A 26,231-nucleotide genomic window follows, 5' to 3' on the forward strand; every position below is an offset into this window, starting at 1 on the left:
GCACCCCGATCAGTAAGGAGCCAGTCCGTGGTCCGCGCCGCCGTACTGCCCGCCGTCGGAGCTCCGCTGGAGATCACCGACATCACCCTGCCCGAGCCCGGCCCCGGCCAGGTCCGCGTCCGTCTCGCCGCCGCCGGGGTCTGCCACTCCGACCTCTCACTGTCCAACGGCACCATGCGGCTGCCCGTCCCCGCCGTCCTCGGCCACGAGGGAGCGGGCACCGTCGTGGCCGTGGGCGAGGGCGTCGGCCACCTCGCCCCGGGCGACGGCGTCGTCCTGAACTGGGCGCCGTCCTGCGGAAGTTGCCACCACTGCGGCATCGGTGAGGTCTGGCTCTGCACCAACGCCCTGGCCGGTGCGGCGAACATCCACGCCCGCACCGCCGACGGCACCGAACTGCACCCCGGACTGAACGTCGCCGCCTTCGCGCAGGAGACCGTGGTCGCCGCGAACTGCGTGCTGCCCGCCCCGGACGGCATCCCGCTCACCGACGCGGCCCTGCTCGGCTGCGCGGTGCTGACCGGGTACGGCGCGGTCCACCACAGCGCCCAGGTCCGCGCCGGCGAGTCCGTCGTCGTGTTCGGCATCGGCGGCGTCGGCCTCGCCGTGCTCCAGGCCGCCCGGATCGCGGGCGCGTCGAAGATCATCGCGGTGGACGTCTCCCCGGAGAAGGAGGACCTCGCACGCCGGGCGGGTGCCACGGACTACGTGGTCGCCTCCGCCACCACGCCCCGCGAGATCCGGGGGCTCACCGGTGGCCAGGGCGCGGACGTGGCCGTCGAGTGCGTCGGCCGGGCCGCCACCATCCGCACCGCCTGGGAGTCCACCCGCCGCGGCGGCCGCACCACGGTCGTCGGCATCGGCGGCAAGGACCAGCAGGTGACGTTCAACGCCCTGGAGATCTTCCACTGGGGCAGGTCCCTGACCGGCTGTGTGTACGGCAACAGCGACCCGGCCCGCGACCTGCCGGTGCTGGCAGACCACATCCGGGCGGGCCGCTTCGACCTCTCGATGATGGTCACCGAACGGATCGCGCTGGACGGCATCCCGGCGGCCTTCGACAACATGATCGCCGGCAAGGGCGGCCGCGCCCTGGTGGTCTTCTAGACCCGTTCCGGTCCGGATTCCGGCCGGACGGTGGTGGGCAGCCGGGCCTCCGTCTCGCCCTGCTCGAAGAGCCGGGAGGCCGGGCCCACGATCAGCGGGTCCGGCTCCCCGGCCACCGCCGCGTCCCTGTCCGGGTAGTCGAAGCGGTGCAGGACGTGCCGGATCGCCTCCAGCCGGGCCCGCTTCTTGTCGTTGCTCTTCACCACGGTCCACGGAGCGTCCGCGGTGTCCGTGTGGAAGAGCATCAACTCCTTGGCCTCCGTGTACGCGTCCCACTTGTCGAGCGAGGCGAGGTCGACGGGGCTCAGCTTCCACTGCCGCACCGGATCGGTCTGCCGGCTCCTGAACCTGTTGCGCTGCTCGTCGCGCGAGACGGAGAACCAGAACTTCACCAGATGGAGGCCGTCGCGGGCGAGCATCCGCTCGAACCCCGGGGCCTGGTGCATGAATTCGAGGTACTCCGACGTCGAGCAGAACCCCATCACCCGTTCCACGCCGGCCCGGTTGTACCAGGACCGGTCGAACATCACGATCTCCCCCGCCGCCGGCAGATGCGTCACGTACCGCTGGAAGTACCACTGGGAGCGCTCGCGTTCGGTGGGCTTCTCCAGCGCCACCACCCGCGCACCACGCGGATTGAGGTGCTCGGTGAACCGCTTGATGGTGCCGCCCTTGCCGGCGGCGTCCCGCCCCTCGAAGAGGATGACGAGCCGTTCGTCGTGCTCCTTGATCCAGTGCTGGAGCTTGAGCAGCTCGATCTGCAGGGCGCGCTTGTCCCTGTCGTACGCCTTGCGGCCGAGCTTCGTGGTGTACGGATAGTCCTCCCGCCAGGCGTCACGGGCCCGGCCCTCGGGCGTCACCGGCACCGGGTCGCCGGCCCCCTTCGCCTTCTTACGGCCGGTCCGCTGCCTGGCGCTCCGCGTCATGAGGGGGTCCTTCCGCCGCAGGGGCCGGATTCTTCCGCGTCGCACCAGTCTGCGGACGCTTCCGGGAGACCGCCACCCCGGCCAGACAGAGCAGTCCGCCGGCGACGGTGAGCAGTGCCGGGACCTCGTCCAGCAGGAGCCACGACATCAGCACCACGAGCGCCGGCACCGCGTAGGTGGTGGCGCCCATCCGTCCCGCCGTGGTGCGGGCGAGGGCGTAGGCCCAGGTGGTGAAGGCCAGCGCGGTGGGGAAGAGTCCCAGGTAGACCATGTTCAGGGTGGCCGACAGGGGTGCGTCGGCCGCGTCGGAGACCAGCGCACCGGCGAACGGCAGACACGCCACGGTCCCGACCAGACAGCCGAACGTGGTGATCTGCAGCGCCGAGCCGTGCCGCAGCGCGGGCTTCTGCCCGACGACTCCGCCCGCGTACGCCACCGCCGCCAGCAGACAGAGCAGCACACCCAGCACCGAGGAACTTCCGTGGCCCGACATGGACAGTCCCACCACCGCGGCGCCCGCGAAGGACACGCCCATGCCCAGCAGCAGCCGGCGCGGCAGTCCCTCGCCGAGCAACCGGGAGCCGAGCAGGGCGATCAGCAGGGGCCCGATGTTCACGACCATCGCGGCGGTGCCCGCGTCCACCTGCTGCTCACCCCAGTTGAGCACCACCATGTACAGCCCGAACCACAGCAGCCCGGACCAGAGGATTCCCGGCCAGGCCGCGCGTGAGGGAAGACCCTCCCGGCGTACGAGCAGGAGGGTGCCGAGCGCCAGGGAGCCGGCCAGCAGCCGTCCCAGGGCCAGGGCGCCGGGGGAGTAGGCCTCGCCCGCGCTGCGGATGGAGACGAAGGCGGAGGCCCACAGCACCACGGTGGTGCAGGCGGCGGCCGTGGCCCGCCGGTCCCGGTGTTCCGGAGGCGCGGCGGCGGAGGGGAGCGTCGTCATGGACCTGACCGTAGGGCCAGGACGGTTCGGTGCCCACCGAATAGTCGGAGCTCCGGCCGGAGCGCCCCTAGGGCCTTTCGTTTGGATCATGCCGGGCTCGCGGGGTCCGGCACCGCACCTCGCGGAGTTGTCGTCGGTCGCCATGGCTCCGCCATGACTCCCTCCTCCGCCTTGCGATGCGCGGCACCGGACCCCGCTCCCTGATCCGGCCTGATCCAAACGAAAGGCCCTAGCGCACGTTCTGCGCGGGAGGGGCGTACTGGAGGGCGAGTCCGTCGATCAGCGCCCGCAGGCCCGTCTCGAAGGCCCCCTCGTCGACCTGCTGACGGCGTTCCGCCAGCAGATGTGCCTGGCCCAGGTGGGGATAGTCGGCCGGGTCGTACGCCGTCTCGTCGTCCACGAAGCCCCGGGCGAACGAGCCGAGTGCCGATCCGGTGATGAAGTAGCGCATCAGGGCGCCGATGTAGGTGGCCTGGGCGGGTGGCCAGCCCGCGCGGACCATGGCGCCGAACACCGCGTCGGCGACCCGCAGGCCGGCCGGGCGGCGGCCGGGGCCCTGCGCGAGCACCGGGACGATGTGCGGATGTGCGGCGAGCGCCGCACGGTAGGAGACGGCCCAGTCGTGCAGTGCCGCCCGCCAGTCACGGGCGTCGGACGCGTCGAACATCGACAGGTCGACCTGTGCGGAGACGACGTCGGCGACCGCGTCCAGGATCTCGTCCTTGTTGCGGAAGTGGTTGTAGAGCGACGGCCCGCTGACCCCGAGCTCGGCCGCGAGGCGGCGCGTCGAGACGGCGTCGAGCCCCTCGGCGTCCACGAGGGCGCTCGCCGTGTCGACGATGCGGTCTCTGCTGAGGAGGGGCTTGCGCGGGCGGGCCATGCGGCACATAGTAGGCCCTGCACACCTAAAACTAGCAGTGCTAATTAAAGTGAGGGTCGAAGGATGAACCTGGAGCTCAGCGAGGAGCAGGAAGCCGTCCGGCAGCTCGCCAAGGACTTCGTGGCCCGTGAGATCGCCCCGCACGCCGTCGAGTGGGACCGGGCCGAGAACATCGACAAGTCGATCGTGAAGAAGCTGGGCTCCCTCGGCTTCCTGGGGCTGACGGTCTCCGAGGAGTACGGCGGATCGGGCGGCGACCACCTCGCGTACTGCCTGGTCACCGAGGAGCTCGGCCGCGGGGACTCCTCGGTCCGCGGCATCGTCTCGGTCTCCCTGGGCCTGGTCGCCAAGACCGTCGCCGCGTGGGGCGACGAGGACCAGAAGCGGCAGTGGCTGCCGCGGCTGACCTCCGGTGACGCGGTCGGCTGCTTCGGCCTCACCGAACCGGGCACGGGATCGGACGCCGGGAACCTGACGACCAGGGCTGTGCGGGACGGCGGGGACTACGTCATCAACGGCAGCAAGATGTTCATCACCAACGGCACCTGGGCCGACGTGGTGCTGCTCTTCGCCCGCACCAAAGACACCCCCGGCCACAAGGGCGTGTCCGCCTTCCTGGTGCCGGCCGACACCCCCGGCCTCACCCGGCGCACCATCCACGGCAAGCTCGGTCTGCGCGGCCAGGCGACCGCCGAACTGGTCCTGGAGGACGTCCGCGTCCCTGCCTCCGCCCTCCTGGGCCCCGAGGGCAAGGGTTTCTCCCTCGCCATGTCCGCGCTCGCCAAGGGGCGGATGTCGGTCGCTGCCGGCTGTGTCGGCATCGCCCAGGCGGCCCTGGACGCGGCCGTGGGGTACGCGGGCGAGCGCGAGCAGTTCGGCAAGTCCATAGCGAGCTACCAGCTCGTCCAGGAACTCATCAGCGACATCTCCGTGGACGTGGAAGCGGCCCGCCTGCTGACCTGGCGGGTGGCCGACCTGATCGACCGCGGCCAGGACTTCGCGACCGCCGCCTCCCGGGCGAAGCTCTTCGCCTCCGAGGCCGCCGTCCGCGCCGCGAACAACGCCGTCCAGGTCTTCGGCGGCTACGGCTACATCGACGAGTACCCGGTCGGCAAGCTGTTGCGCGACGCCCGGGTGATGACGCTCTACGAGGGCACCAGCCAGATCCAGAAGCTGATCATCGGCCGCGCCCTGACGGGGGTCTCCGCCTTCTGAGCCGCCGCGTGACCCGAACGGGTGTCTGAGTACGGATCTGAGTACGCGGACGGATGTGGTGTCCGCCACATCGCCCGATGCTGGGCTGCATGAGTGAGACGACAACGGTCAAGCAGCAGAACACCGCCGCCTTCTACGGCCAGGCCGTCGCGTCCTTCGGGATCGCGATGGGGGCGGTGACTCTCGGAATCTACTTCCTCGACGCCGACGTCTGGGTGCGCGCCTTCCTCGCCATCGGCGTTCTCTACCTCGTCACGTCCGCCTTCACGCTGGCCAAGGTGATCCGTGACCGGCAGGAGGCCGGCCAGATCATCAGCCGGGTCGACCAGGCCCGGCTGGAGAAGATCCTCGCCGAGCACGACCCCTTCCAGAAGCTCTGACGATCTCCCCACAGGATCTCTAAGCGCTTGCTCAGGATCGGGGTATGGTGTTCGTCCTGCTGACTGAGAGGGGCGACCGAAGATGAGCACGGCGGAGGAGACCGACGGCGAGAACACGCCGTGGGCCGAAGTGACGCCCGAGGCCGCCCGGCGGCTCCTCGTCGCGGCCGTCGACGCCTTCGCCGAGCGCGGGTACCACGCGACCACCACCCGGGACATCGCGGGCCGCGCCGGAATGAGCCCCGCGGCGCTCTACATCCACTTCAAGACCAAGGAAGAGCTGCTTCACCGGATCAGCAGGATCGGGCACGACCGGGCCCTGACCCTCCTGGAGTCGGCGGCCGACGGTGAGGGCACGGCCACCGAGCGGCTCGCGGGCGCCGTGCGGGCCTTCGTCCGCTGGCACGCCGAGCGGCACACCACCGCACGCGTGGTCCAGTACGAGCTCGACGCGCTCGCCGAGGAGCACCGCACCGAGATCGTCGAACTGCGCCGCAGGAGCGACGCGGCGGTGCGCCGGATCATCGGCGAGGGTGTGGCGGCGGGCGAGTTCGACGTCGCCGACGTGCCCGGCACCGCGCTCGCCGTGCTCTCGCTCTGCATCGACGTGGCGCGGTGGTTCAACGCGCAGGGCAGCCGCACGCCGGACGAGGTGGGGGAGCTGTACGCGGGGCTCGTGCTGCGGATGGTCGCGGCCGGGCGCTGACGCCGACACGCGGTGCGGTCCGGACCCCCGCGGGGGTCCGGACCGCATCCGTACGGCTCAACCGCATCCGTACGGCTCAGAAGTAGTAGCGCGACACCGACTCGGCGACGCACGCCGGCTTCTCGCCGCCCTCGCGCTCGACCGTGACGACGGCGGTGACCTGCACGCCGCCGCCCGCCTCCTCGACGCTCTTCAGGACGGCCGTCGCCCGCAGCCGGGAGCCCACGGGCACGGTGGAGGGGAAGCGGACCTTGTTGGTCCCGTAGTTGATGCCCATCTTGATGTTCTCGACCTGCATGACCTGCGGTACGAGCGCCGGCAGCAGCGAGAGCGTGAGGTAGCCGTGCGCGATCGTCGTGCCGAACGGCCCGCCGGCGGCGCGCTCGGGGTCCACGTGGATCCACTGGTGGTCGCCGGTGGCGTCGGCGAAGAGGTCGATCCTCTTCTGGTCGACCTCCAGCCAGTCACTGTGCCCCAGCTGCTCGCCCACGCCGTCGCGCAGCTCCTGCGCGGACGTGAAGATCCTCGGCTCTGCCATGTCCCTGGTCCCTGCCTTCCCACTCTCGACCGGATGTCTAAGCGCTTGCTCAGCATGGTTGGAGGGTGCGTTCCTGTCAACGACGGACCGTCCGGGAACGGGCCACGTAGGGTTCGATGAGTGCCCCAGATCCCACAGACACTCCATGAACTCACGGTCGGCCAGCTCTCCGCGCGCAGCGGCGCCGCGGTCTCGGCCCTGCACTTCTACGAGGCCAAGGGCCTGATCAGCAGCAGCCGTACGAGCGGCAACCAGCGCCGCTACACCAGGGACGCCCTGCGCCGGGTCGCCTTCGTCCGTGCGGCGCAGCGGGTCGGCATCCCGCTGGCCACCATTCGCGACGCCCTGGCCGAGCTCCCCGAGGAGCGCACGCCGAACCGCGACGACTGGGCCCGGCTCTCCGAGGCCTGGCGCTCCGAGCTGGACGAGCGGATCCAGCAGCTGGCCAGGCTGCGCGACCACCTCACCGACTGCATCGGCTGTGGCTGCCTGTCGTTGGAGAACTGCGTCCTGTCCAACCCGGACGACATCTCCGGTGACCGGATGAGCGGCTCGCGTCTGATGCCGGAGGGCAAGGCCGCGGGAAGGCGGTGAGGGCTCGGGCGGTGTGACCCCGTCCGGCTGCTCCGGGCGCCGGACGGGCTGCTCCGGGCCTCAGGCGATCGCTGCCAGGTCGCTACGCCGGTTCCGCCGGGCCTTCGCCAGCGCGTCCGGGGTGAGCACGGGCTGCGGCACCACGATCCCGCACCCGGTGCAGACGGGACCGGACCACGGTTCGCTGTCCAGGTCCTGCCGCCAGACGATGCGGGCCTGCGCGCACACCGGGCAGCCGGTGCCCGGCTCCGACTCCAGGGCCGAGATCAGCCGGACCAGTACCTCCGCGAGCGGCGCCGCCGGGTGGACCGCCGGGTCCTCGCACCGCGCGACCCCGTTCCCGCCCCAGGTGCGCCGGTGCCAGTCGTCGAACGCGGCCGGGCGGCGCAGTCCCTCGTGCTTCTCCCGCTTGCGGCGCTCGGCGAACCCCGCCTCGTAACCGAGCCAGACCGCCCGCGCGGTCTCCAGCTCCTCCAGCGCGCGCATCAGCCGCGCCGGGTCGGGCGACCGGTCCTCGGGGCCCATTCCGTGCCTGGCGCACAGATGGTCCCAGGTCGCCCGGTGACCGTACGGTGCGAAGCGTTCCAGGCATTTGCGCAGCGAGTACCGCCGCAGTGCCAGATCGCTCCGCGGATCGCGGACCTGTCTCGCAAGACTCCGGAAACCGGCCATGGCGCCGCCACCTCCGTCGCTCGTACTCCGTTGCCCGTACTTCGGCGTCAGTGAGTGGACGTACGCCTGCCCGGATCGGCTCCATTCAAAGGCCGGTCCGTCCAGCATCTGAGATGACTACTCGTCAGGCAGCGGCGTGTGGCGATTCGGAAAAGGTGACCGATGTTCACCTTACCCGTGGGTCATACCGCCGGTAACCTCCGGCGCACCGGCCTCTCCGAGGAGCACGCATGCCCCCACGCACCCGCATGTCCCTACCCACCGGCAGGACGCGAGCCGCCACCGTCGCGGCCGTCCTCGCCCTCGGCTCGTCCCTGTTGGCCTCCGCGCCCCACGCGGGCGCCGCCGAGGCGGATCCCGTCCCCGTCGTCGACTACTGCCAGGGGCAGTGCGACGACATCCTGCCGCCCGGCGAGAACGGCAACGCCACCCTCGTCGAGATCCTCGGCAACAAGGCGTTCGGCACCCATCCCGCGCACAGCGACGACCAGCTCGACCGTTACGACGGCCTGGTGGCAGGACACACCGGCCTCACCGACCAGAAGCTGAACGACTTCTTCAACGACGCCTCGTTCGGCGTCGCGAAGGACCAGGTCGAGTCCGTCACCGCGCCGCGCGACGACGTCACCATCACCCGCGACAAGGTGTCGGGCGTCCCGCACATCAAGGGCACCACCCGCTACGGAACCGAGTTCGGCGTCGGCTTCGCGGCCGGTCAGGACCGGCTGTGGCTGATGGACCTCTTCCGCCACATCGGACGCGGAGAACTGACCTCGTTCGCCGGCGGTGCGCTGGCCAACCAGGGCCTGGAGCAGCAGTTCTGGCCGCAGGCCCCGTACACCGAGGCCGATCTGGAGGCCCAGGTCGAGTACATCAGGACCCATGAGGGCGCCCGCGGCGAACAGGCGATGGCGGACGCCCAGGCCTACGTGGACGGCATCAACTCCTACCGGGAGAAGTCGAAGAAGGGCCGCTACTTCCCCGGTGAGTACGTCCTCACCGGCAAGATCGACGCCATCACCAACATAGGTGAGATCCAGCCGTTCAAGCTCACCGACCTGATCTCGATCGCCTCGGTCGTCGGCGGCCAGTTCGGCGGCGGTGGCGGCGGCGAGGTGCAGGCCGCGCTGTCCCTGCTGTCGGCCCAGCAGAAGTACGGCGTCGCCGAGGGCACCGAGGTCTGGGAGTCGTTCAGGCAGCGCAACGACCCCGAGGCCGTGCTGACCATCCACGACGGCACCTCGTTCCCGTACGCGAACAAGCCCGACAAGGCCGTGGGGGCGGCGCTCCCCGACCCGGGCTCCGTCACCACCGAGCCGCTCATCCACGACCGCACCGGGTCCGCGGGCACGAACGCGAAGGCACCCGTCAAGGCACCTGCCACGCTCAAGAAGGCCCAGGGCATCTACGACGACGGGGTCATCCCCGAGGGCTCGCTCCCGGGCTCCGGTTCCGGCGCGCAGAAGCGCGGCATGTCCAACGCCCTGCTGGTCTCCGGCAAGCACACCGCGAGCGGAAACCCGGTCGCCGTGTTCGGGCCGCAGACCGGCTACTTCGCCCCGCAGCTGATGATGCTCCAGGAGATCCAGGGCCCCGGCATCAGTGCCCGCGGTGTCTCCTTCGCCGGCGTCGGCATGTACATCCAGATGGGACGCGGCCAGGACTACGCCTGGAGCGCCACCTCGGCCGGCCAGGACATCACCGACACGTACGCCGTCGACCTGTGTGAACCCGACGGCTCCACGCCCACCAAGGACTCCACGCACTACCTCTACCGCGGGACCTGCACCGCCATGGAGAAGCTGGAGCACACCAACTCCTGGAAGCCGACCGTCGCCGACTCCACGGCGAAGGGCTCCTACCGGATGCAGGTGTGGCGCACCGGCTACGGCATCGTCACCCACCGCGCGACGGTGGACGGCAAGCCCGTCGCGTACACCACCCTGCGCACCACCTACCGGCACGAGGCCGACTCCATCATCGGTTTCCAGATGCTCAACGACCCGTCGTACGTCACCGACGCCGCCTCCTTCCAGCGGGCGGCGAGCAACATCGACTACGCCTTCAACTGGTTCTACGCCGACTCCCGCACCGCCGCCTACTACAACAGCGGCATGAACCCGGTGCGCGCCCCGGGCGTCGACCCGGCCCTGCCCGTCAAGGCCGGGAAGGCGTACGAGTGGAAGGGCTACGACCCGGCGGCCAACACCGCCGAGCACACCCCGTTCGCCGAGCACCCGCACTCCAGCGGCCAGGACTACTACGTGTCCTGGAACAACAAGCAGGCCGAGGGGTACGCCTCCGCGGGCTTCGGGCTCAGCGCCGTGCACCGGGCCGACCTGCTCGACGACCGGGTGTCGAAGCTGGTCGAGGAGGGTGGCGTGACCCGTGCCTCCCTCACCCGGGCGATGGCGGACGCCGCGCTCACCGATCTGCGCGGCGAGCAGCTGCTTCCCGAGCTGCTCAAGGTGATCCGCTCCCAGCCGGTCACCGACCCGGAGCTGAACACCGTGGTCCAACAGCTGGACTCCTGGCGGGCGTCGGGCGCCCAGCGCAAGGAGAGCAGCCCCGGCTCGCACGCGTACACCCACGCCGACGCGGTCCGTGTGATGGACGCGTGGTGGCCCGAGCTGATCGAAGCGGAGTTCAAGCCCGGGCTCGGTGACGACCTGTACGGGGCGCTGACCGCGAACCTGGCCACCGACGAGTCCCCGGCCGCCAGCCACGGGCCGAGCGGCGCGCACAGCGGTTCCGCGTTCCAGTACGGCTGGTGGGGCTTCGCCGACAAGGACCTGCGCCAGGTGCTCGGGCAGCCGGTCAAGGGCCCGCTGGCCAAGTCGTACTGCGGCAACGGCGATCTGAGCGCCTGCCGCACGGCGCTGCTGACCTCCCTGAAGCAGGCGGCGGCGGTGCCGGCGGGCGAGGTGTACCCGGCCGACGACACCTGCAAGGCCGGTGAGCAGTGGTGCACCGACTCGATCATCCACCGGGCACTCGGGGGGATCGCGCAGAAGGCGATCCACTGGCAGAACCGGCCGACGTACCAGCAGGTGGTGGAGTTCCCGGTGCACCGTTGAGCCGAACAAGCTGCCGGGCGGGCAAGTCCAGCCCGTCCGGCAGCGATCCAAGCCTGTCCGGCGGGCAAATCAAGCCCGTCCGGCGATTGAGGACAAAACCGGTTCGCCGGGCGGGCCCGCGCACAACGGCCCGCCCGGTGACCGGGCTCACCGGTACTGCAAGTACCGTCTCCGCACCGCCCGGAACGCGGCGAGATCCGCCGCCCACGCCCCCACGACCTCATCCGTGTCCGCACCCGCGTCGATCATCGTGCGGACCCGGGTGTTGCCCGTGAGCTTGTCGATCCAGTTGTCCGCCCGCCAGGCGAACCCGCTCCACGACTGCTTCGCCGTGACGAGCAGCGCGATCCCGGTGCGCACCGGGTCGAACACCTCGCGGTCCAGCACGTGCACCTGGACCCCGCCCACCGTCTTGCCCTGGAACTTCGAGAACGTCGGCGCGAAGTACGCCTCGCGGAACGCCACTCCTGGCAGGTCCAGCGCGTTGGCCGCGGCCGCCCAGGTGTGGTCGACGCCCTCCGCGCCGAGCAGCTCGAAGGGGCGTGTCGTGCCGCGCCCCTCGGAGAGGTTCGTGCCCTCGAAGAGGCAGGTGCCCGAGTACACCAGCGCGGTCTCGGGCGTCGGCATGTTGGGGCTCGGCGGCACCCACGGCAGCCCGGTCCCGTCGAAGAAGTCCGCGCGCGACCACCCCGACATCTTCACGATCTCCAGCTCGGCCGGACGGTCCGCGAGGAACTCCCCGTTGAACAGCAGCGCCAGCTCGGTGACCGTCATGCCGTGCGCCTGGGAGATCTCCCGGCGCCCCACGAAGGTGCCGAACGCGGGGTCGAGCACGGGCCCGAGCGCGGCCCGTCCCGTCACCGGGTTCGGCCGGTCCAGCACGACGAACCTCTTCCCCGCGAGGGCGGCCGCCTCCAGGCAGTCGTACAGCGTCCAGATGTAGGTGTAGAAGCGGGCGCCCGCGTCCTGGATGTCGAAGACGATCGTGTCCACGCCGGACGCGGTGAAGACGTCGGCGAGGGCCTGCCCGCTCTTCAGGTACGTGTCGTAGACCGGCAGACCGGTCGCCGGGTCGTCGTACCGCCCCTCCGAGCCGCCCGCCTGGGCCGTGCCGCGGAAGCCGTGCTCCGGGCCGAAGACAGCGGTCAGGTTCACGCGCTCGTCCGGGTGCATCACGTCGACGATGTGGCGCACATCGGACGTGATCCCGGTGGGGTTGGTGACCACACCGACCCGCTGCCCCTTCAGAGTTGCGTAGCCGTCCGCCGTCAGCCGGTCGAAGCCGGTACGGACCCGGCCGTGCCCGCCCCCGTGCCCCTTGCCGGGCGAGGGGAGGGCGGCCGCGGGTCCGGCCGAGGCGGCGGTCGCCGCGAGCGCTCCCACCGCGCCGCCGGCGGCCAGCAATCCACGTCTGGACAGGCTCATTCAGCTACCTCCATGATCGCGACGTCTGTCATGGTCACGCACGCTAGCGCGCGTGACGGCCGCAGGGAATGAGCCGGACGGGACAGCTGTGCATCGAGTGGCGGATGACTCGCCCGCACCCCTTCCCCGACGACATACCGACTGGTTAGTCTGCTGGGGCAGTCGGCTGAGAGAGGCGGGACCGATGAGTACGGTGCAGGGCGCGGGCGTGGTGGTCACGGGGGCCGGAGGCGGCATCGGAGCCGCACTGGCCCGCAGATTCGCTGCCGAGGGCGCACGGGTCGTGGTCAACGACCTCGACGAAAGCCGGATCAAGGCACTGGCCGAGGAGATCGGCGGCACCGCGGTCGCAGGCGACGCCTCGCAGATCGTCGAGGCCGCCCGGGACGCGCTCGACGGCATCGTGGACGTCTACTGCGCCAACGCGGGCCTGGCCTCGCCCGGCGACGTCTTCGCCGACGAGGAGGTCTGGGCCGCCGCCTGGGACGTCAACGTGATGGCGCACGTCCGCGCGGCCAGGGCGCTGCTCCCGGACTGGCTGGAGCGTGGCAGCGGCAGGTTCGTCTCCACGGCCTCCGCCGCCGGGCTGCTGACGATGATCGGCGCGGCGCCGTACAGCGTCACCAAGCACGGCGTGGTCGCCTTCGCCGAGTGGCTCTCCCTCACCTACCGCCACCGCGGCGTCAAGGTCCACGCGATCTGCCCGCAGGGCGTGCGTACGGACATGCTCACCGCCGCCGGATCGGCCGGGAAGCTCGTGCTCGCCCCCAGCGCGATCGAGCCCGAGGACGTGGCCGACGCCCTCTTCGACGCCATGGCCGAGGACCGCTTCCTCGTCCTGCCGCACCCCGAGGTCGCCGGCTACTACCGAGCGCGTGCCAAGGACACCGACCACTGGCTCGGCAACATGAACCATCTCCAGCAGAAGTGGGAGGGGTCCGGCGCATGAGCGAGTCGATCTACGCGGCCCAGCCCTGGCTCCCCCTGCTCAGCAAGGCCCAGCGGGCCCCCGTCAGCCCCGCCGAGACCCTGGTGCACGCCTTCCGTGACTCCGCGTCCCGGGCCCCCGGCCATCCCGCGCTCGCCTACTTCGACGGACGCCTCACCTACCGCGAGACCGACGACCTCTCCGACTCCGTGGCCGGGCACCTCGCCGCCCGGGGCCTGCGGCGCGGCGAGCGGGTCGCGATCATGCTGCAGAACTCCCCGCAGTTCGTGCTCGCGCTGCTCGGCGCCTGGAAGGCCGGGGCGACGGTCGTCCCGCTCAACCCGATGTACAAGTCCGCCGAGGTCGGTCACGTACTGAAGGACGCCGACGTCGCGGCGCTGATCTGCTCCGACCGGGCCTGGGAGGCGTATCTGCGGGGCACCGCGGCCGGTGCCCCGTCCGTACGGATCGCCGTCACCGCCTGCGAGCTGGACCTCCAGACGAAGAACGACGAGCGGGTGCTGAACTTCGAGCGGCTGCCGGCCGCCGACGACGCCGACGACCTGGTGGCTGTCGCCCGGCAGGGCCTCGCGGCCCCGGCGGACCGGGACCTCACCGCCGCCGACGTGGCGCTGATCAGCTACACCTCCGGGACCAGCGGCACCCCCAAGGGCGCCCTGAACTCCCACGGCAACATCATGGTCAACGCCGAACGCCAGCGCACCGGCCACCCCATCGCCGAGGGCTCCGCCTACTTCGCCCTCGCCCCGCTCTTCCACATCACCGGCATGGTCTGCCAGCTGGCCGCCTGCCTCGCCAACGCGGGCACCCTGGTCCTGGCGTACCGCTTCCACCCCGGCGTCGTCCTCGACGCCTTCGCCGAGCACCGCCCCGCCTACACCGTCGGCCCGTCGACCGCCTTCATGGCGCTCGCCGCGACCCCGGGCGTCACACCCGGGCACTTCGCCTCCTTCGAGGTGATCTCCTCCGGCGGCGCACCGCTGCCGCCCGCGCTCGTCGAGAAGTTCCGGGCGGGCTTCGGCCCGTACATCCGCAACGGCTACGGCCTCACCGAGTGCACCGCGCCCTGCGCCTCCGTGCCGCCCGAGCGCGAGGCACCCGTCGACCCGGTCTCCGGCACCCTCTCGGTCGGTGTGCCAGGACCGGACACCGTCGTGCGGATCATCGACGAGAACGGGGCGGACGTGCCCTTCGGCGAGCAGGGCGAGATCGCGGTGCGCGGCCCGCAGGTCGTCTCCGGCTACTGGCGGCTGCCCGAGGCCACCGCCGCCGCGTTCCCGGACGGCGAGCTGCGTACCGGAGACATCGGCTTCATGGACCGCGAGGGCTGGCTCTACGTCGTCGACCGCAAGAAGGACATGATCAACGCCTCGGGCTTCAAGGTCTGGCCGCGCGAGGTGGAAGATGTCCTGTACACCCACCCCGCCGTCCGCGAGGCCGCGGTCGTGGGCGTTCCCGACCCCTACCGCGGCGAGACGGTCCGCGCCTACGTCAGCCTGCGGCCCGGCTCCTCGGTCGAACCCGGCGAATTGGGTGCGTACTGCAAGGAACGGCTTGCCGCGTACAAGTATCCGCGCGAAGTCGAGATCCTGACGGAACTTCCCAAGACCGCAAGTGGGAAGATCCTCAGGCGGGAACTGCGTTCACCTCGCTAGAACCGGTTCACGCAACTCAACGCGACTCACGCAACTCACGGAAGGAAGGTGGCGGCTATGGCCAAGGCGACGGACGGGAGCGGTACCCCCGTCCCCCAGCGGCTGCTGGCCGCCGCCACCCGGCTCTTCGCCGAGCAGGGGTACGACCGCACCTCGGTCCAGGAGATCGTCGAGGCGGCCGGCGTCACCAAGGGCGCGCTCTACCACTACTTCGGCTCCAAGGAGGACCTCCTCCAGGAGGTCTACGCGCGGGTGCTGCGGCTCCAGCAGGAGCGGCTCGACGCCTTCGCGGACGCCGACGCCCCGGTCGAGCAGCGGCTGCGCGATGCCGCGGCCGACGTGGTCGTCACCACCATCGAGAACCTCGATGACGCCTCGATCTTCTTCCGCTCGATGCACCATTTGAGCCCGGAGAAGAACAAGCAGGTACGGGTGGAGCGGCGCCGCTACCACGAGCGCTTCCGGGCACTCGTGGAGGAGGGCCAGCGCAGCGGGGTGTTCTCGACGGCCACCCCGGCCGACCTGATCGTCGACTACCACTTCGGCTCGGTCCACCACCTGTCGACCTGGTACCGGCCGGACGGCCCACTGACCCAGCAGGAGGTCGCCGACCACCTCGCCGACCTGCTGCTGCGCGCGCTGCGGCCGTAGGGACGTCTTCTCAGGAGCCGCCGCCCGCCAGCCGGCCCAGCAGCGCCTCCGCCGCCGGATTGCGCGGCCGGGGCGCCCGGCCCACCAGCACCACGGTCCGGCCCGGCTCCGGCTGGCGGATGCTCACGCACGGCAGCCCGGCGTCCTCGCCGATCCGGCGCGGCACGATCGCGACGCCGATGCCCGCCCGTACGAGGTCGACGAGCAGCCGGATCTGCGTCACGTCACAGGTGATCCGGCGCTCCAGACCGCAGTGCGCGGCCAGCCGCCGCACCGCCGTCTCCAGGCCGGTCCCCGCACGGAAGTCCACGAACGGCTCGGCGGCCAGGTCCCTGATCAGGGTCCGCCCGGCCGTCGCGAGCCGGTGGCCCGGCGCCGTGATCAAAACCAGGTCCTCCTGCCAGGACGCGAACGCCGCGATGCCCTCCGGGAGTTCGGCCGCGTCGGGCGCGAGATAGGCGAGATCCAGCTCGCCCGCGCGTACCCCCGCGACCAGTTCGGGTGTCGTCGCCTCGCGCAGGGAGATCTGCACCCCGGGCCACAACCGGTGGAACGAGGCGAGCTCGGCGGCCAGGTCCACACACGTCAGCGTCTGGATCGTGCCGATCCGCACCCGCCCGGTGGCCAGCCCGGAGACGGCCGCCACCGCGTCGCGTGCCGCGTCCGTCCCGGCCAGCACCGTCCGGGCCGAGGGCAGCAGTGCCCGGCCGGCCTCGGTCAGCACCACCCGGCGGCCGGTCCGCTCGAACAGATCGGCCCCCAGCTCCCGTTCGAGGTTGCGGACGGAGGTGCTCAGCGCGGACTGCACGATCAGTTCCGCGCGGGCGGCGGCGGTGAAGCTGCCGTGCGTGATCACCGCCATGAAGTGGCGGAGCTGACGAATCTCCATCCATCTACGGTAGCGATCGCAGCCAGCGAATCCATCTGTTGGACCGAAGCGAGTGGCAGGGCGAAGCTGGATACATGGCTCACATCCAGGTTTCGACACGAGTTCCCGCTCTGTGGAACGTGGCCTACGGGCCGCAACGGCCGAGGGCCGTCCGGATCCTCGCCCGGTGCCTGCTGAGGGTGCGGGCCTTCGCCCGCGAGCTGGCCCTCGCCGACCACGTACCGTACGGCGGCTACTGACGAAGGCCCGAAAAGCTGTTGGTGCAGCCTCGGCGCCCCTGGTTAGCATCCGACGATGCGGACACCGGTCGACGACGAGATCCACGCCCTGGGCCGACTGCTCGGGCCCACGGGCCCCGGGCAGCGTCACGCGGCGCTGATCCGGCTGGCCGAGCACATCACCGGGTGCCCGCCGTGCGACGACGGCGAGGCGGACGCACTCGCCGGGCTCCTGCCCGCCTCACTCACCGGACTGCCGGAGGCCGATCTCCTCCTGGCAGAGCTCTACGAGCGGCTCGGCCACCGGCTGAGCGGCCGCCCCCGGCCGCCGTGGCGCACGGCCGGGCACCTGCCGGCACGCGTACGGATCGCCTGGCTGCGCGCCGATGTGCTGCACGACCCCGAGGTGCTCCGCGACGAGCCCCCGGGCGAGCTCCTGTACCAGGCCGTGCGGGGTGCGGAGATCACCGGCGCGTACCGGCCGGCGCTCCTGGTGGACGAGCTGGCGGGCAGCGGCGACCCGGTCCTTCAGGCCGAGGCGCTGCGGCTGGCCCGGGAAGGGCTGCACGCCGGACTGCTGGCCCCGGCGCTGGTCCGGGAGAAGCTGATCGCCCTGCTGGGAGCCGGCGGACCCTCGGTCGTCGCGGGCGCGCTGGATGCCATCGCCGAACCGTGGGCGGCGGTGGACCCGTTGCCGCCCGGCCTCTTCGCCCCCTTCCTCTTCCGTGATCCGGTCCGTGATCCGGCCCCTGATCCGGTCCCTGATCCGGCCGGGCAACCGGCGCAGGACGCTGTGCGGGAGTGGCCCGCGGTGGCCGCCGCCGCCCTCGCGGCCGCCGCGCGCCACGGCCACCGGGCCCTCCTGTTCCGGGTCGTCGCGGACCCTCACCTCGCGCCGGGCCTTCGGCGACGCGGGATGGAACTGCTCGGCGAACTGGCGGACCGCGACGACATCGGCGAGCTGACGGCCGTCGCCGCCCGCGATCCTCTGCTGCTCGGCGGCCCGGCCGTGGTCTGCCTGCGCGGTCTCCACCGCCGCGGGCACTTCCCGGACGGCCCGCACGTCCGCGCCGTCATCGGCCTGGCCCTGTCCGACCACTCGATCCCGCCCCGCGACGTGGCGACGGTCCTCTTCACCTCCCGGAACGAGACGCTGCGCGTCCTCACGGACGCGCCGGCCGACGATCCGGACTGGCCGCGACGGCTCACCCTGCTCGTCGCCCTGGCCGGGCAGGGGGCCGGCGACCTCCCGGTCGGGGACGCCGTCGCCCGCGTACTGCCCTCGGCCCCCGCACCCGGGCCCTTCCTCGACGCGATCCGCGAACTGCGCCACGCGGACGCCGAGGAGGCCGTCATCGCCCTGCTCCCCTCGGCGCCGGCCGCGGCCCTGGACACGCTGGAGGCGATCGGCGGCGACCGGACGGTACGCGCCCTGTGCGAGGGACTGGGCCTGCCCACGGGCGGGACGGCGCCGCACCTGCGCCCCGTACGCAACCGGGCCCTGGAACTCCTGTGGCAGCTGAACCGCGATCCGGACCGGCGCCGTGCCCTTCTCACCCGCCTCGACCCGGTCGATCTGCCGCCGCGCATCGCGGCCGACCTCGGCGGACCGGACGCGCGGGAGCTGGCCCTTCTGAGCTCCCACCTGGACCCGGACGCGCCGGTGGCGTCCCTGTGCCGGCTGGCGGCCCACGGCGACGCCACCACCCTCCCGGTCATCGCCGACCTGCTGCTGCGCGTCGTGGCCGGGCAGGCCGCGGCGAGGAGCCCGGGCGCGGCTCCCCGGACCGGGGAGCACGGGCAGCCTGCCGGTGAGCCCGCGGTGCCGCAGGAGGTCCTGGACGCCGTGGGCGCCCTCGGTCGCCGGCTCCACGAACGGGGCGCGATCAGGCCAGTCTGCCTCCTCGGTGCCGCGGACGCGCGGGAGGCCGGGCACGCGCTGGTCGCGACGGTGGCGCTGGACCTGCTGGACCGCCCCGGCCTGTCCGACGACGAGCAGGTGGTCCTGCTCGAACTGCTGCTCAGGGCGCCCTGGAAGGGCACCCGCGCGCGGGCGCACCGACTGCTGCGCCACCGGGACCGGCACGTCCGCAAGCACGCCGTCGCACTGCTCGCCCAGGACGCGACGGGCGAGGACGCCCAGGCGCTCTCGGCGACGCTGATCGCGCTGACGAGGGCCGAGGACATCCAGACCGTCCGGCAGGCCCTGCTCGCCCTGGGCCATGCCCGGGCCCACTGGGCGAGCGCCGCCATCGCCGGCTGCCTCGACCACCCGAACATGAACATCAGGAAGACGGCGGCCGAGGCGCTGGTCCGGGCAGGCGCACCGGCGGCGCTCCCGAAGCTCCTCTCCCGGCTCGGACAGGACAGCAACCCCGGTCTGCGCGAGGCCCTCGTCGCGGCCCTGCGCGCCCTCCTCGGCGACGCCTACGCGGCCACCCTCGTGGCCGCTGCCGAACACACCCGGGACGACGCCACCCGTCGCCTGCTGCTGGAGGACCTCGACGGCGTCCTCGTCGCACGCTCGCTCCTCGCACCGGACGAGCAGCGGTCGCCGGCGGCGCTCCCTCTCGCCCCGGTGGCGTCCCGCCCGGCCGCGCCGGCCTCCGGCACCGTGAAGGATCCGGCACGGACCGTGGCCCGCCAAGGGAACACCGGACCGGCCGCCGGAGGCCGGTCGGCGGCCGCCCGTGCGGCGGACCGTGACATCGAGGCCCTGGTGACCGGGGGCTGGGACGCCGAGATCGCGCTGCGCCTCGCCGAGCTGGATGAGCTGCCCGGACCCTTCCGGGCGAGAAGGCTGCGGCCCATGGTGGGCGACTGGCTCGCGCTGGCGGGCTCCCGGCCGTTGACCCGGGACAAGGGGCTCCGGAGCAAGGTCCTGCGGTTCGTCCTGTGGTTCTGCGCCGGGCCTCGGAGTGACGAAGAGCTCAGGGCGTTCTCCCGGTCCGCCCCCGTCCTGCTGGACGCGCTGGCCGATGCCCGGGACGGGGACCGGCACGATCTGATCGCCGTGCTCGAAGCGGTCGCCCCGCTGCTGACGGCCACCGCGAAACCGGACGCCGTCGCCGCGGTACGCGCCCTGGGTCCCGCGCCGGCGATGCCGAGCCGGTCCACGCTGACCCTGCTGCGCCGCCTCGGTGCGGTACCGGTCCGCGCCGATCTCGACCGGGCCCTCTCGGATGCCCGGCTTGACGCCGACCCCTGGCGGGCCGAGACCACCGTGCTCGGGGAGGCCTTCGCCGTACCGGCGCCCGACGCCGCCGCGCCCGTGCCCGCCGGGACCAGGGCCTGGCGGGCCGCGCTGGCCGACGCGGTCCGGGCACCGGACGCCCTGGCGGAGTTCCGCCGCACGGACGACGGCACGGTCCCCTCGCGGGACCGGCTGGCCGCGCTGATCGAGGCGCACCGCGGTGCGGGCAGGGGGATCCGCGCCGCGCTCATCGACTGGATGACGTGGCTCCAGCCCCTCGACGCGCCACCCTGGACCCTCGCGGAGACCGCCCGCACACCGGAGCCGTCACCGCGCCGGGTCCGCGTCGACGACCTGGACCAGCCGCGTTCGGCGGCCCTGCGGGAGCGGCTGCTCGCCATGCTGGGGTCGGACGAGGCGGAGCGCAGGCAGACCGCGGCCGAGGCGCTGGCGCGGTGGCCCGAGCCTGAGGCCCGCCTGGTCGTGCTTCGCGCGTACCTCGGCGGCCGGATCGGTCTGCCCGCCGGAGCGGGCCCCGCCCGCGCGCTCGGCGCCATCGGCGAGAGGGAACTGCGCGGCGACGGGATTCTGCGCGACCGGGTGGCACGTATGGCCGCGGAGCTCGGCCCGTGGGAGAGGGAACGGCTGGTCCCGCTGCTGCTGGAGTGGTGGGAACACGCACCGCCCGCCGTGGCTCGCGCCGCCGGGGACGCGTTGCTCGCGTACCCCGCCGACGCGCTGGCCGAAGCGCTGGGAGACCGCCTCGACGCCGGGGCCTGGGGCTTCCTGGACCTGCTCGCCGGCCGCCCGCTGCTGCGTACCGCGGCGCTGACACGGATCTGCCGGCGCCTGCACACCGAAGGACGCGCCGAACTCGCCGACCGGCTGCGCCTCGTGGACGGACCGTTGCGGGGTCCGGAGGCCGGGCAGCAGGACGCGGCGGCACTTGAACTCCTGCGTGACCGCGGCGAGGCCGTCCCCGCCGCGAGGAGACACCGTCCGGCCCGGCAGGAACTGCTGGACCTGGCCGCAACCGGCACGCCGGAGCAGATCTGCCGGGCGCTCACGGAACTGGCCGAGGCGCACACCGGCCCCGAACCGGACACGGACCCACAACTCCTGAATCTGCTCGGCGAGTTGCTGGTACACCCCCGGCCCAAGGTCCGGCTGCGCGCCCACCGGACCTCACGGGCGATGCTCGGCCGGACGCCTCATCTGCGCCACACCGAACTCCTGCTGGACGACCCACGGCCGGACGTGGTGCGCATGGCGGCCGGGACGCTCTGCCGGGCGGGCTGGGAGCCGTCGCTCCCCGCGGTGGCAGCCCTGCTCGGGCACCCGCACGCCGTCGTGCGCGAGGCGGCCGCCGAAGGGCTCGTCGAGCTGGGCGGGGCGGCGGTCCCGGCACTCCGGCATGCCTCCGCCCGTGCCCGGCCCGACCGGCGCTCCCTGTACACGGACGTACTGGAGCGGATCGGGGCCGGCGAAGACTGACGTGATCCGCCGCCACCGGCCGGCCGGGCCACCCCCTACAGGTACTTCTTGATCTCCCGCCGCGCCAGCGACCGCTGGTGCACCTCGTCCGGGCCGTCGGCCAGCCGCAGCGTCCGCGCCGCCGCCCACAGTTCGGCCAGCGGGAAGTCCTGGCTGACCCCGCCCGCGCCGTGCAGCTGCACCGCCTGGTCGAGGATGGCGACCACCGCACGCGGGGTGGCGATCTTGATGGACTGGATCTCGGTGTGCGCACCGCGGTTGCCGACGGTGTCCATCAGCCAGGCGGTCTTCAGCACCAGCAGCCGCAGTTGCTCCACCGTGACCCGGGCGTCCGCGATCCAGTTCTGCACGACGCCCTGCTGGGCGAGCGGCTTGCCGAAGGCCGTACGGGCCACCGCGCGCCGGCACATCAGCTCGATGGCGCGCTCGGCCATGCCGATCAGCCGCATGCAGTGGTGGATGCGGCCCGGTCCCAGCCGCGCCTGGGCGATGGCGAAGCCGCCGCCCTCCTCGCCGATCAGGTTGGCGGCCGGCACCCGCACGTTGTCGAAGACGACCTCGGCGTGGCCACCGTGGTAGTGGTCCTCGTAGCCGTACACCTTCATGGCGCGCTTCACCGTCAGGCCCGGGGCGTCGCGCGGGACGAGGATCTGCGACTGCTGGCGGCGGATGTCCTCGCCGTCGGGGTCGGTCTTGCCCATCACGATGAAGATCGCGCAGTCCGGGTTCATCGCTCCGGAGATGTACCACTTGCGCCCGTTGATGACGTAGTCACCGCCGTCCCGGGTGATGCGGGTCTCGATGTTCGTCGCGTCCGACGAGGCGACCTCCGGCTCCGTCATCGCGAACGCGGACCGGATCTCACCGGCCAGCAGGGGCTCCAGCCACTGCTTCTTCTGCTCCTCGGTGCCGAACTGCGCCAGCACCTCCATGTTCCCGGTGTCCGGCGCCGCGCAGTTCAGCGCGGTCGGCGCCAACTGCGGGGAGCGGCCCAGGATCTCCGCCAGCGGGGCGTACTGGAGATTGGTGAGCCCACCGCCGTACTCGGCGTCCGGCAGGAAGACGTTCCACAGCCCCTGCCGCCGGGCCTCGGCCTTGAGGTCCTCCACCACCTGTGGGGTGTCCCACGGTGACGCCAGCTGGGCGCGCTGCTCCTCCGCGGTCTGCTCGGCCGGGTAGACGTGCTCGTCCATGAAGGTGAGCAGCTTGGCGCGCAGCTCTTCGGTACGGGCGTCGAATGCGAAGTCCATGGGGTGGGTCAGCCTTCCTGGAGGGTGGTGAGGCCGTGCTCGATGAAGACGGGGACGAGGTCGCCGATGCGGTCGAAGCCGCCGCCGACCGTCTGGCCCAGGGTGTAGCGGTAGTGGATGCCCTCGAGGATCACGGCGAGCTTGAACCAGGCGAACGCCGTGTACCAGGAGATGCCGGTGGTGTCCCGGCCGGAGCGGGCGGCGTAGCGCTCGATCAGCTCGGCGGGGGAGGGGTGGCCGGCTGCACCGCTGGTGGTGGAGACCGGTGACTCGGGCAGGCCCAGGTCGGAGCTGTACATCACCAGCAGCCCGAGGTCGGTGAGCGGGTCGCCGAGCGTCGACATCTCCCAGTCGAGGACGGCCTTGATCTCGTCGTCGGACCCGATCAGCACGTTGTCCAGGCGGTAGTCGCCGTGGATGACCGTGGGGGCGGGGGAGCCGGGCAGCTGCCGGCCGAGCGCCGCGTGCAGCTCGTCGATGCCGGGCAGTTCGCGGTTGCGGGAGGCGTCCAGCTGCTTGCCCCAGCGGCGCAGCTGCCGGTCGAGGAAGCCCTCGGGGCGCCCGAAGTCACCGAGGCCGACAGCCTCAGGGTCGACGGCGTGCAGCTCCACGAGGGTGTCGACCAGACCCAGCACCGCCTTGCGGGTGCGCTCGGCGCCCAGCGGGGCGAGCTGCTCCGCCGTGCGGTACGGGGTGCCCTCGACGTACTCCATGACGTAGAAGGGCGAGCCGATGACCGAGTCGTCCTCGCAGAGCAGCAGGGTTTCGGGGACCGGGACGGCCGTGGGGTGCAGCCCGCTGATCACCCGGTGCTCACGCTTCATGTCGTGCGCGGTGGCCAGGACATGACCCAGCGGTGGCCTGCGGACCACCCATCGGCCGGTGCCGTCCGTGTCCGTGACGACATAGGTCAGGTTCGAGCGGCCGCCCTCGATGAGCCGGGCGTCGAGCGGTCCGTTCACCAGACCCGGCCGCTCGCGGTCGAGATGTCCGCGCAAGCGGTCGAGGTCGAGACCTGGCGGGTGGACTGGGCTCATCGTGCGCACCTCCGGGAGGATAAGACGTCGGGGTTCATGATGCCGACCAGTCGGTATGTCGTCCAGTGAACTCCCGGAACGGAATATGTTCCTCCGGTCCGAATGACGGGCGGACCCTGGCATTCAGTCGTATGGCTGAATAGAGTTCACGTATGAACACAGACTGGTTGATCGACGAAGTCCGGCTGACCCCGATCCTCATCGCCGACCCGCCGCTCCTCAACACCCAGGGCGTCCATCAGCCGTACACCCCACGGCTCATCGTGGAGGTCGTCACCCGGGGCGGCGTGACCGGCATCGGGGAGACCTACGGCGACGGCAAGTACCTCGACCTGGCCCAGCCCCTCGCCACGGCCCTGGTCGGACGTCCGGTCAGCGATGTGAACGGCCTCTTCGCCCTCGCCGACGAGGTGTGCGGAGATTCACGCGCGGCCGACGAGCGGGTCGACGCGGGCGGGCTCCGCGGAGTCCAGACCGCGGACAAGCTGCGCCTCTCGGTGGTCTCCGGCTTCGAGGTGGCCTGCCTGGACGCCCTGGGCAAGACCCTCGGCCTGCCGGTGCACGCGCTGCTCGGCGGCAAGGTCCGCGACGCCGTCGAGTACAGCGCGTACCTCTTCTACCGCTGGGCCGGGCACCCGGACGGCGGCGAACACGACGACTGGGGCGCGGCCGTCGACCCGGCCGGGGTCGTCGCCCAGGCGCGGCGCTTCGCCCGCGAGTACGGGTTCTCCTCCTTCAAGCTGAAGGGCGGTGTCTTCCCGCCCGAGGAGGAGATCGCCGCGGTCCGCGCACTGGCCGAGGCGTTCCCCGGGCAGCCGCTGCGTCTGGACCCCAACGGTGCCTGGTCCTCTCAGACCTCGCTGTACGTCGCCGAGCAGCTGAAGGACGTACTCGAATACCTGGAGGACCCGGCGAGCGGCACGGAGCTGATGGCCGCCGTCGCGGCCGGCACCGACGTGCCGCTGGCCACGAACATGTGCGTCACCACGCTCGCCGAGGTCCCGGAGGCCTTCGCCCGGAACGCCGTGCAGGTCGTCCTCTCCGACCACCACTACTGGGGCGGGCTGCACCGCACCCGCGAACTGGCCGGGATCTGCCGCACCTTCGGCGTCGGCCTCTCCATGCACTCCAACACCCACCTCGGGATCAGTCTCGCCGCCATGACGCACGTCGCGGCCACCGTCCCCAACCTCGACTTCGCCTGCGACAGCCACTACCCCTGGCAGACCGAGGACGTCATCACCGCCCGGCACGTCTTCGCGGACGGCCGCCTCACCGTCTCCGACGCCCCGGGACTCGGTGTCGAACTCGACCGGGAACGCCTCGCCGCGCTGCACCGCCGCTGGCTCGACGACGACGGCACGATGCGCGAGCGCGACGACGCCGCCGCGATGCGCAAGGCCGAGCCGGGATGGACGACGCCCACGATCCCGCGCTGGTGACGGCCTGAGTTGCGGGCGGTCCGCGCCGCCGCGAGTGTCGGTACATGAAGGCGATCAGCTACAGCGGGTACGGCGGGGCCGACGTCCTGGAGTACGGGGAGCGACCCGACCCCAAGGTCGGCCCCGACACCGTCCTGGTGAAGGTACGGGCCGCAGCGGTCAACCCGGTCGACCGTGTCGCCCGTGCGGGACACCTCGACGCCGTGCTGGAGCCGGTCTTCCCGGTGATCCCCGGCTGGGACGTCTCGGGGGTCGTCGTCCAGCCCGGCATCGCCGTCGACGAGTTCGCCGTCGGCGACGAGGTCATCGGCTACGTGCGGGAGGACTTCCTCAGCCGGGGCACCTTCGCCGAGTACGTGGCCGCGCCCGTGCGCACCCTGGCCCGCAAGCCCCTGAGCCTGAGCTTCGAGGAGGCGGCCGGTCTGCCGCTGGCCGGTCTCACCGCCTACCAGGTGCTGTACCGCTCGCTGCACATCCGCAACGGCGACACCGTCCTCGTCCACGCGGCGGCCGGCGGCGTCGGCTCGCTGGCCGTACAGATAGCCCGCCACACCGGATGCCGGGTCATCGGCACCGCGAGCGAGCGCAACCACGAGCATCTGCGGCAGCTCGGCGCGGAGCCCGTGGCGTACGGGGACGGCCTCGCGGACCGGCTGCGGGCGCTGGCCCCCGACGGGATCGACGCCGCCTTCGACACCGTGGGCGGGGAGGCCCTGCGGGTGTCCGCCGAGACGCTCGCACCGGACGGGCGCCTGGCCTCCATCGTCGACGACGAAGTGTTCTCGTACGGCGGCACCTACGCGTTCGTGCGGCCCGACGCCAAGGACCTCGCCCATCTGGCGGAGCTGGCCGAGCGGGGCATCGTCTCGGTCCATGTGGACCGGGTCTTCCCGCTGGCCGAGGCGGCGGAGGCCCACCGGCTCAACGCCGAGGGCCGTACCCGCGGAAAGATCATCGTCACCGTCGACTGGGAGAGCTGACCCCGGG

At 72.1% G+C, this 26,231-nt stretch carries 22 protein-coding genes; 13 read left to right on the plus strand and 9 right to left on the minus strand.

Going from position 1 to position 26,231, the window contains the following annotated elements:
- Window positions 1-27 precede the first annotated feature (27 nt).
- Window positions 28-1,107 (plus strand): Zn-dependent alcohol dehydrogenase, encoded by a 1,080-nt coding sequence (locus ACIBJG_RS24250; protein ID WP_399310329.1) that lies wholly within the window; start codon window positions 28-30, stop codon window positions 1,105-1,107.
- On the opposite strand, the gene ppk2 is transcribed toward ACIBJG_RS24250, so the two are convergent.
- From ppk2 to ACIBJG_RS24265, 3 genes are all read right to left on the minus strand, one after another.
- On the minus strand, window positions 1,104-2,033 hold the full coding sequence (gene ppk2 / locus ACIBJG_RS24255) for a polyphosphate kinase 2 (protein WP_399310331.1): 930 nt from the start codon (window positions 2,031-2,033) through the stop codon (window positions 1,104-1,106). The genes ACIBJG_RS24250 and ppk2 overlap by 4 nt on opposite strands.
- Window positions 1,999-2,979: a DMT family transporter gene (locus ACIBJG_RS24260; protein ID WP_399310333.1), complete on the minus strand. Its 981-nt coding sequence runs from the start codon at window positions 2,977-2,979 to the stop codon at window positions 1,999-2,001. Before ACIBJG_RS24260 ends, ppk2 begins: the two co-directional genes overlap by 35 nt.
- Window positions 2,980-3,208: 229 nt before the next feature.
- On the minus strand, window positions 3,209-3,859 hold the full coding sequence (locus ACIBJG_RS24265; protein ID WP_399310334.1) for a TetR/AcrR family transcriptional regulator: 651 nt from the start codon (window positions 3,857-3,859) through the stop codon (window positions 3,209-3,211).
- 63 nt (window positions 3,860-3,922) lie between these two features.
- Here ACIBJG_RS24265 and ACIBJG_RS24270 point away from each other — a divergent pair, with 63 nt between their 5' ends.
- From ACIBJG_RS24270 to ACIBJG_RS24280, 3 genes are all read left to right on the plus strand, one after another.
- Window positions 3,923-5,074 carry an acyl-CoA dehydrogenase family protein gene (locus tag ACIBJG_RS24270; protein WP_399310336.1) on the plus strand — a complete coding sequence of 384 codons (1,152 nt, stop codon included), beginning with the start codon at window positions 3,923-3,925 and terminating at the stop codon, window positions 5,072-5,074.
- Between the two features lie 89 nt (window positions 5,075-5,163).
- Complete coding sequence (locus ACIBJG_RS24275; RefSeq protein WP_148016097.1) at window positions 5,164-5,454, plus strand: YiaA/YiaB family inner membrane protein; 291 nt, start codon at window positions 5,164-5,166, stop codon at window positions 5,452-5,454.
- An 82-nt stretch (window positions 5,455-5,536) separates the two neighbouring features.
- Entirely contained in the window at window positions 5,537-6,160 is a 624-nt protein-coding gene (locus tag ACIBJG_RS24280; protein WP_399310338.1) for a TetR/AcrR family transcriptional regulator, read from the plus strand.
- A 76-nt stretch (window positions 6,161-6,236) separates the two neighbouring features.
- On the opposite strand, the gene ACIBJG_RS24285 is transcribed toward ACIBJG_RS24280, so the two are convergent.
- The gene (locus tag ACIBJG_RS24285) at window positions 6,237-6,698 is read right to left on the minus strand and encodes a MaoC family dehydratase (protein ID WP_399310339.1); all 462 of its coding nucleotides are present in this window, start codon (window positions 6,696-6,698) and stop codon (window positions 6,237-6,239) included.
- 120 nt (window positions 6,699-6,818) lie between these two features.
- Here ACIBJG_RS24285 and soxR point away from each other — a divergent pair, with 120 nt between their 5' ends.
- Window positions 6,819-7,292, plus strand: coding sequence for a redox-sensitive transcriptional activator SoxR (gene soxR / locus ACIBJG_RS24290; RefSeq protein ID WP_399310341.1), 474 nt, complete (start codon window positions 6,819-6,821; stop codon window positions 7,290-7,292).
- A gap of 60 nt (window positions 7,293-7,352) precedes the next feature.
- Here soxR and ACIBJG_RS24295 read toward each other — a convergent pair whose 3' ends face one another.
- On the minus strand, window positions 7,353-7,964 hold the full coding sequence (locus ACIBJG_RS24295) for a hypothetical protein (protein ID WP_399310342.1): 612 nt from the start codon (window positions 7,962-7,964) through the stop codon (window positions 7,353-7,355).
- Window positions 7,965-8,194: 230 nt separating this feature from the next.
- Between ACIBJG_RS24295 and ACIBJG_RS24300 the strand changes: the two genes are divergently transcribed.
- Complete coding sequence (locus ACIBJG_RS24300) at window positions 8,195-11,041, plus strand: penicillin acylase family protein (protein WP_399310343.1); 2,847 nt, start codon at window positions 8,195-8,197, stop codon at window positions 11,039-11,041.
- Between the two features lie 147 nt (window positions 11,042-11,188).
- Here ACIBJG_RS24300 and ACIBJG_RS24305 read toward each other — a convergent pair whose 3' ends face one another.
- Window positions 11,189-12,466 carry an exo-beta-N-acetylmuramidase NamZ domain-containing protein gene (locus tag ACIBJG_RS24305; protein ID WP_399310345.1) on the minus strand — a complete coding sequence of 426 codons (1,278 nt, stop codon included), beginning with the start codon at window positions 12,464-12,466 and terminating at the stop codon, window positions 11,189-11,191.
- A gap of 184 nt (window positions 12,467-12,650) precedes the next feature.
- Here ACIBJG_RS24305 and ACIBJG_RS24310 point away from each other — a divergent pair, with 184 nt between their 5' ends.
- Genes ACIBJG_RS24310 through ACIBJG_RS24320 form a run of 3 tightly spaced genes read left to right on the plus strand, consistent with a single transcriptional unit; the run spans window position 12,651 to window position 15,721 of the window.
- Entirely contained in the window at window positions 12,651-13,415 is a 765-nt protein-coding gene (locus tag ACIBJG_RS24310; protein ID WP_399310347.1) for an SDR family oxidoreductase, read from the plus strand.
- Window positions 13,412-15,070 (plus strand): class I adenylate-forming enzyme family protein, encoded by a 1,659-nt coding sequence (locus tag ACIBJG_RS24315; protein ID WP_399310349.1) that lies wholly within the window; start codon window positions 13,412-13,414, stop codon window positions 15,068-15,070. Before ACIBJG_RS24310 ends, ACIBJG_RS24315 begins: the two co-directional genes overlap by 4 nt.
- A 57-nt stretch (window positions 15,071-15,127) precedes the next feature.
- A complete protein-coding gene (locus tag ACIBJG_RS24320; RefSeq protein ID WP_393056257.1) occupies window positions 15,128-15,721 on the plus strand; it encodes a TetR/AcrR family transcriptional regulator in 594 nt (197 codons plus the stop codon).
- A gap of 10 nt (window positions 15,722-15,731) precedes the next feature.
- Here ACIBJG_RS24320 and ACIBJG_RS24325 read toward each other — a convergent pair whose 3' ends face one another.
- Window positions 15,732-16,610, minus strand: a complete 879-nt coding sequence (locus tag ACIBJG_RS24325) for a LysR family transcriptional regulator (RefSeq protein WP_399310351.1) — start codon at window positions 16,608-16,610, stop codon at window positions 15,732-15,734.
- 74 nt (window positions 16,611-16,684) lie between these two features.
- Between ACIBJG_RS24325 and ACIBJG_RS24330 the strand changes: the two genes are divergently transcribed.
- Both ACIBJG_RS24330 and ACIBJG_RS24335 read left to right on the plus strand, forming a co-directional pair.
- Window positions 16,685-16,849: a hypothetical protein gene (locus ACIBJG_RS24330; protein ID WP_399310352.1), complete on the plus strand. Its 165-nt coding sequence runs from the start codon at window positions 16,685-16,687 to the stop codon at window positions 16,847-16,849.
- A 55-nt stretch (window positions 16,850-16,904) separates the two neighbouring features.
- Window positions 16,905-21,515: a HEAT repeat domain-containing protein gene (locus ACIBJG_RS24335; RefSeq protein WP_399310354.1), complete on the plus strand. Its 4,611-nt coding sequence runs from the start codon at window positions 16,905-16,907 to the stop codon at window positions 21,513-21,515.
- A 35-nt stretch (window positions 21,516-21,550) separates the two neighbouring features.
- On the opposite strand, the gene ACIBJG_RS24340 is transcribed toward ACIBJG_RS24335, so the two are convergent.
- The gene (locus ACIBJG_RS24340; RefSeq protein WP_399310355.1) at window positions 21,551-22,765 is read right to left on the minus strand and encodes an acyl-CoA dehydrogenase family protein; all 1,215 of its coding nucleotides are present in this window, start codon (window positions 22,763-22,765) and stop codon (window positions 21,551-21,553) included.
- An 8-nt stretch (window positions 22,766-22,773) separates the two neighbouring features.
- On the minus strand, window positions 22,774-23,802 hold the full coding sequence (locus ACIBJG_RS24345; RefSeq protein WP_399310357.1) for a phosphotransferase family protein: 1,029 nt from the start codon (window positions 23,800-23,802) through the stop codon (window positions 22,774-22,776).
- Window positions 23,803-23,954: 152 nt separating this feature from the next.
- Between ACIBJG_RS24345 and ACIBJG_RS24350 the strand changes: the two genes are divergently transcribed.
- Entirely contained in the window at window positions 23,955-25,244 is a 1,290-nt protein-coding gene (locus tag ACIBJG_RS24350) for a glucarate dehydratase family protein (protein ID WP_399310358.1), read from the plus strand.
- A gap of 44 nt (window positions 25,245-25,288) precedes the next feature.
- A complete protein-coding gene (locus ACIBJG_RS24355) occupies window positions 25,289-26,224 on the plus strand; it encodes an NADP-dependent oxidoreductase (RefSeq protein ID WP_399310360.1) in 936 nt (311 codons plus the stop codon).
- Window positions 26,225-26,231 lie beyond the last annotated feature (7 nt).

Source organism: Streptomyces sp. NPDC050422 (genome assembly GCF_044458665.1).
Taxonomy (GTDB): Bacteria; Actinomycetota; Actinomycetes; order Streptomycetales; family Streptomycetaceae; genus Streptomyces.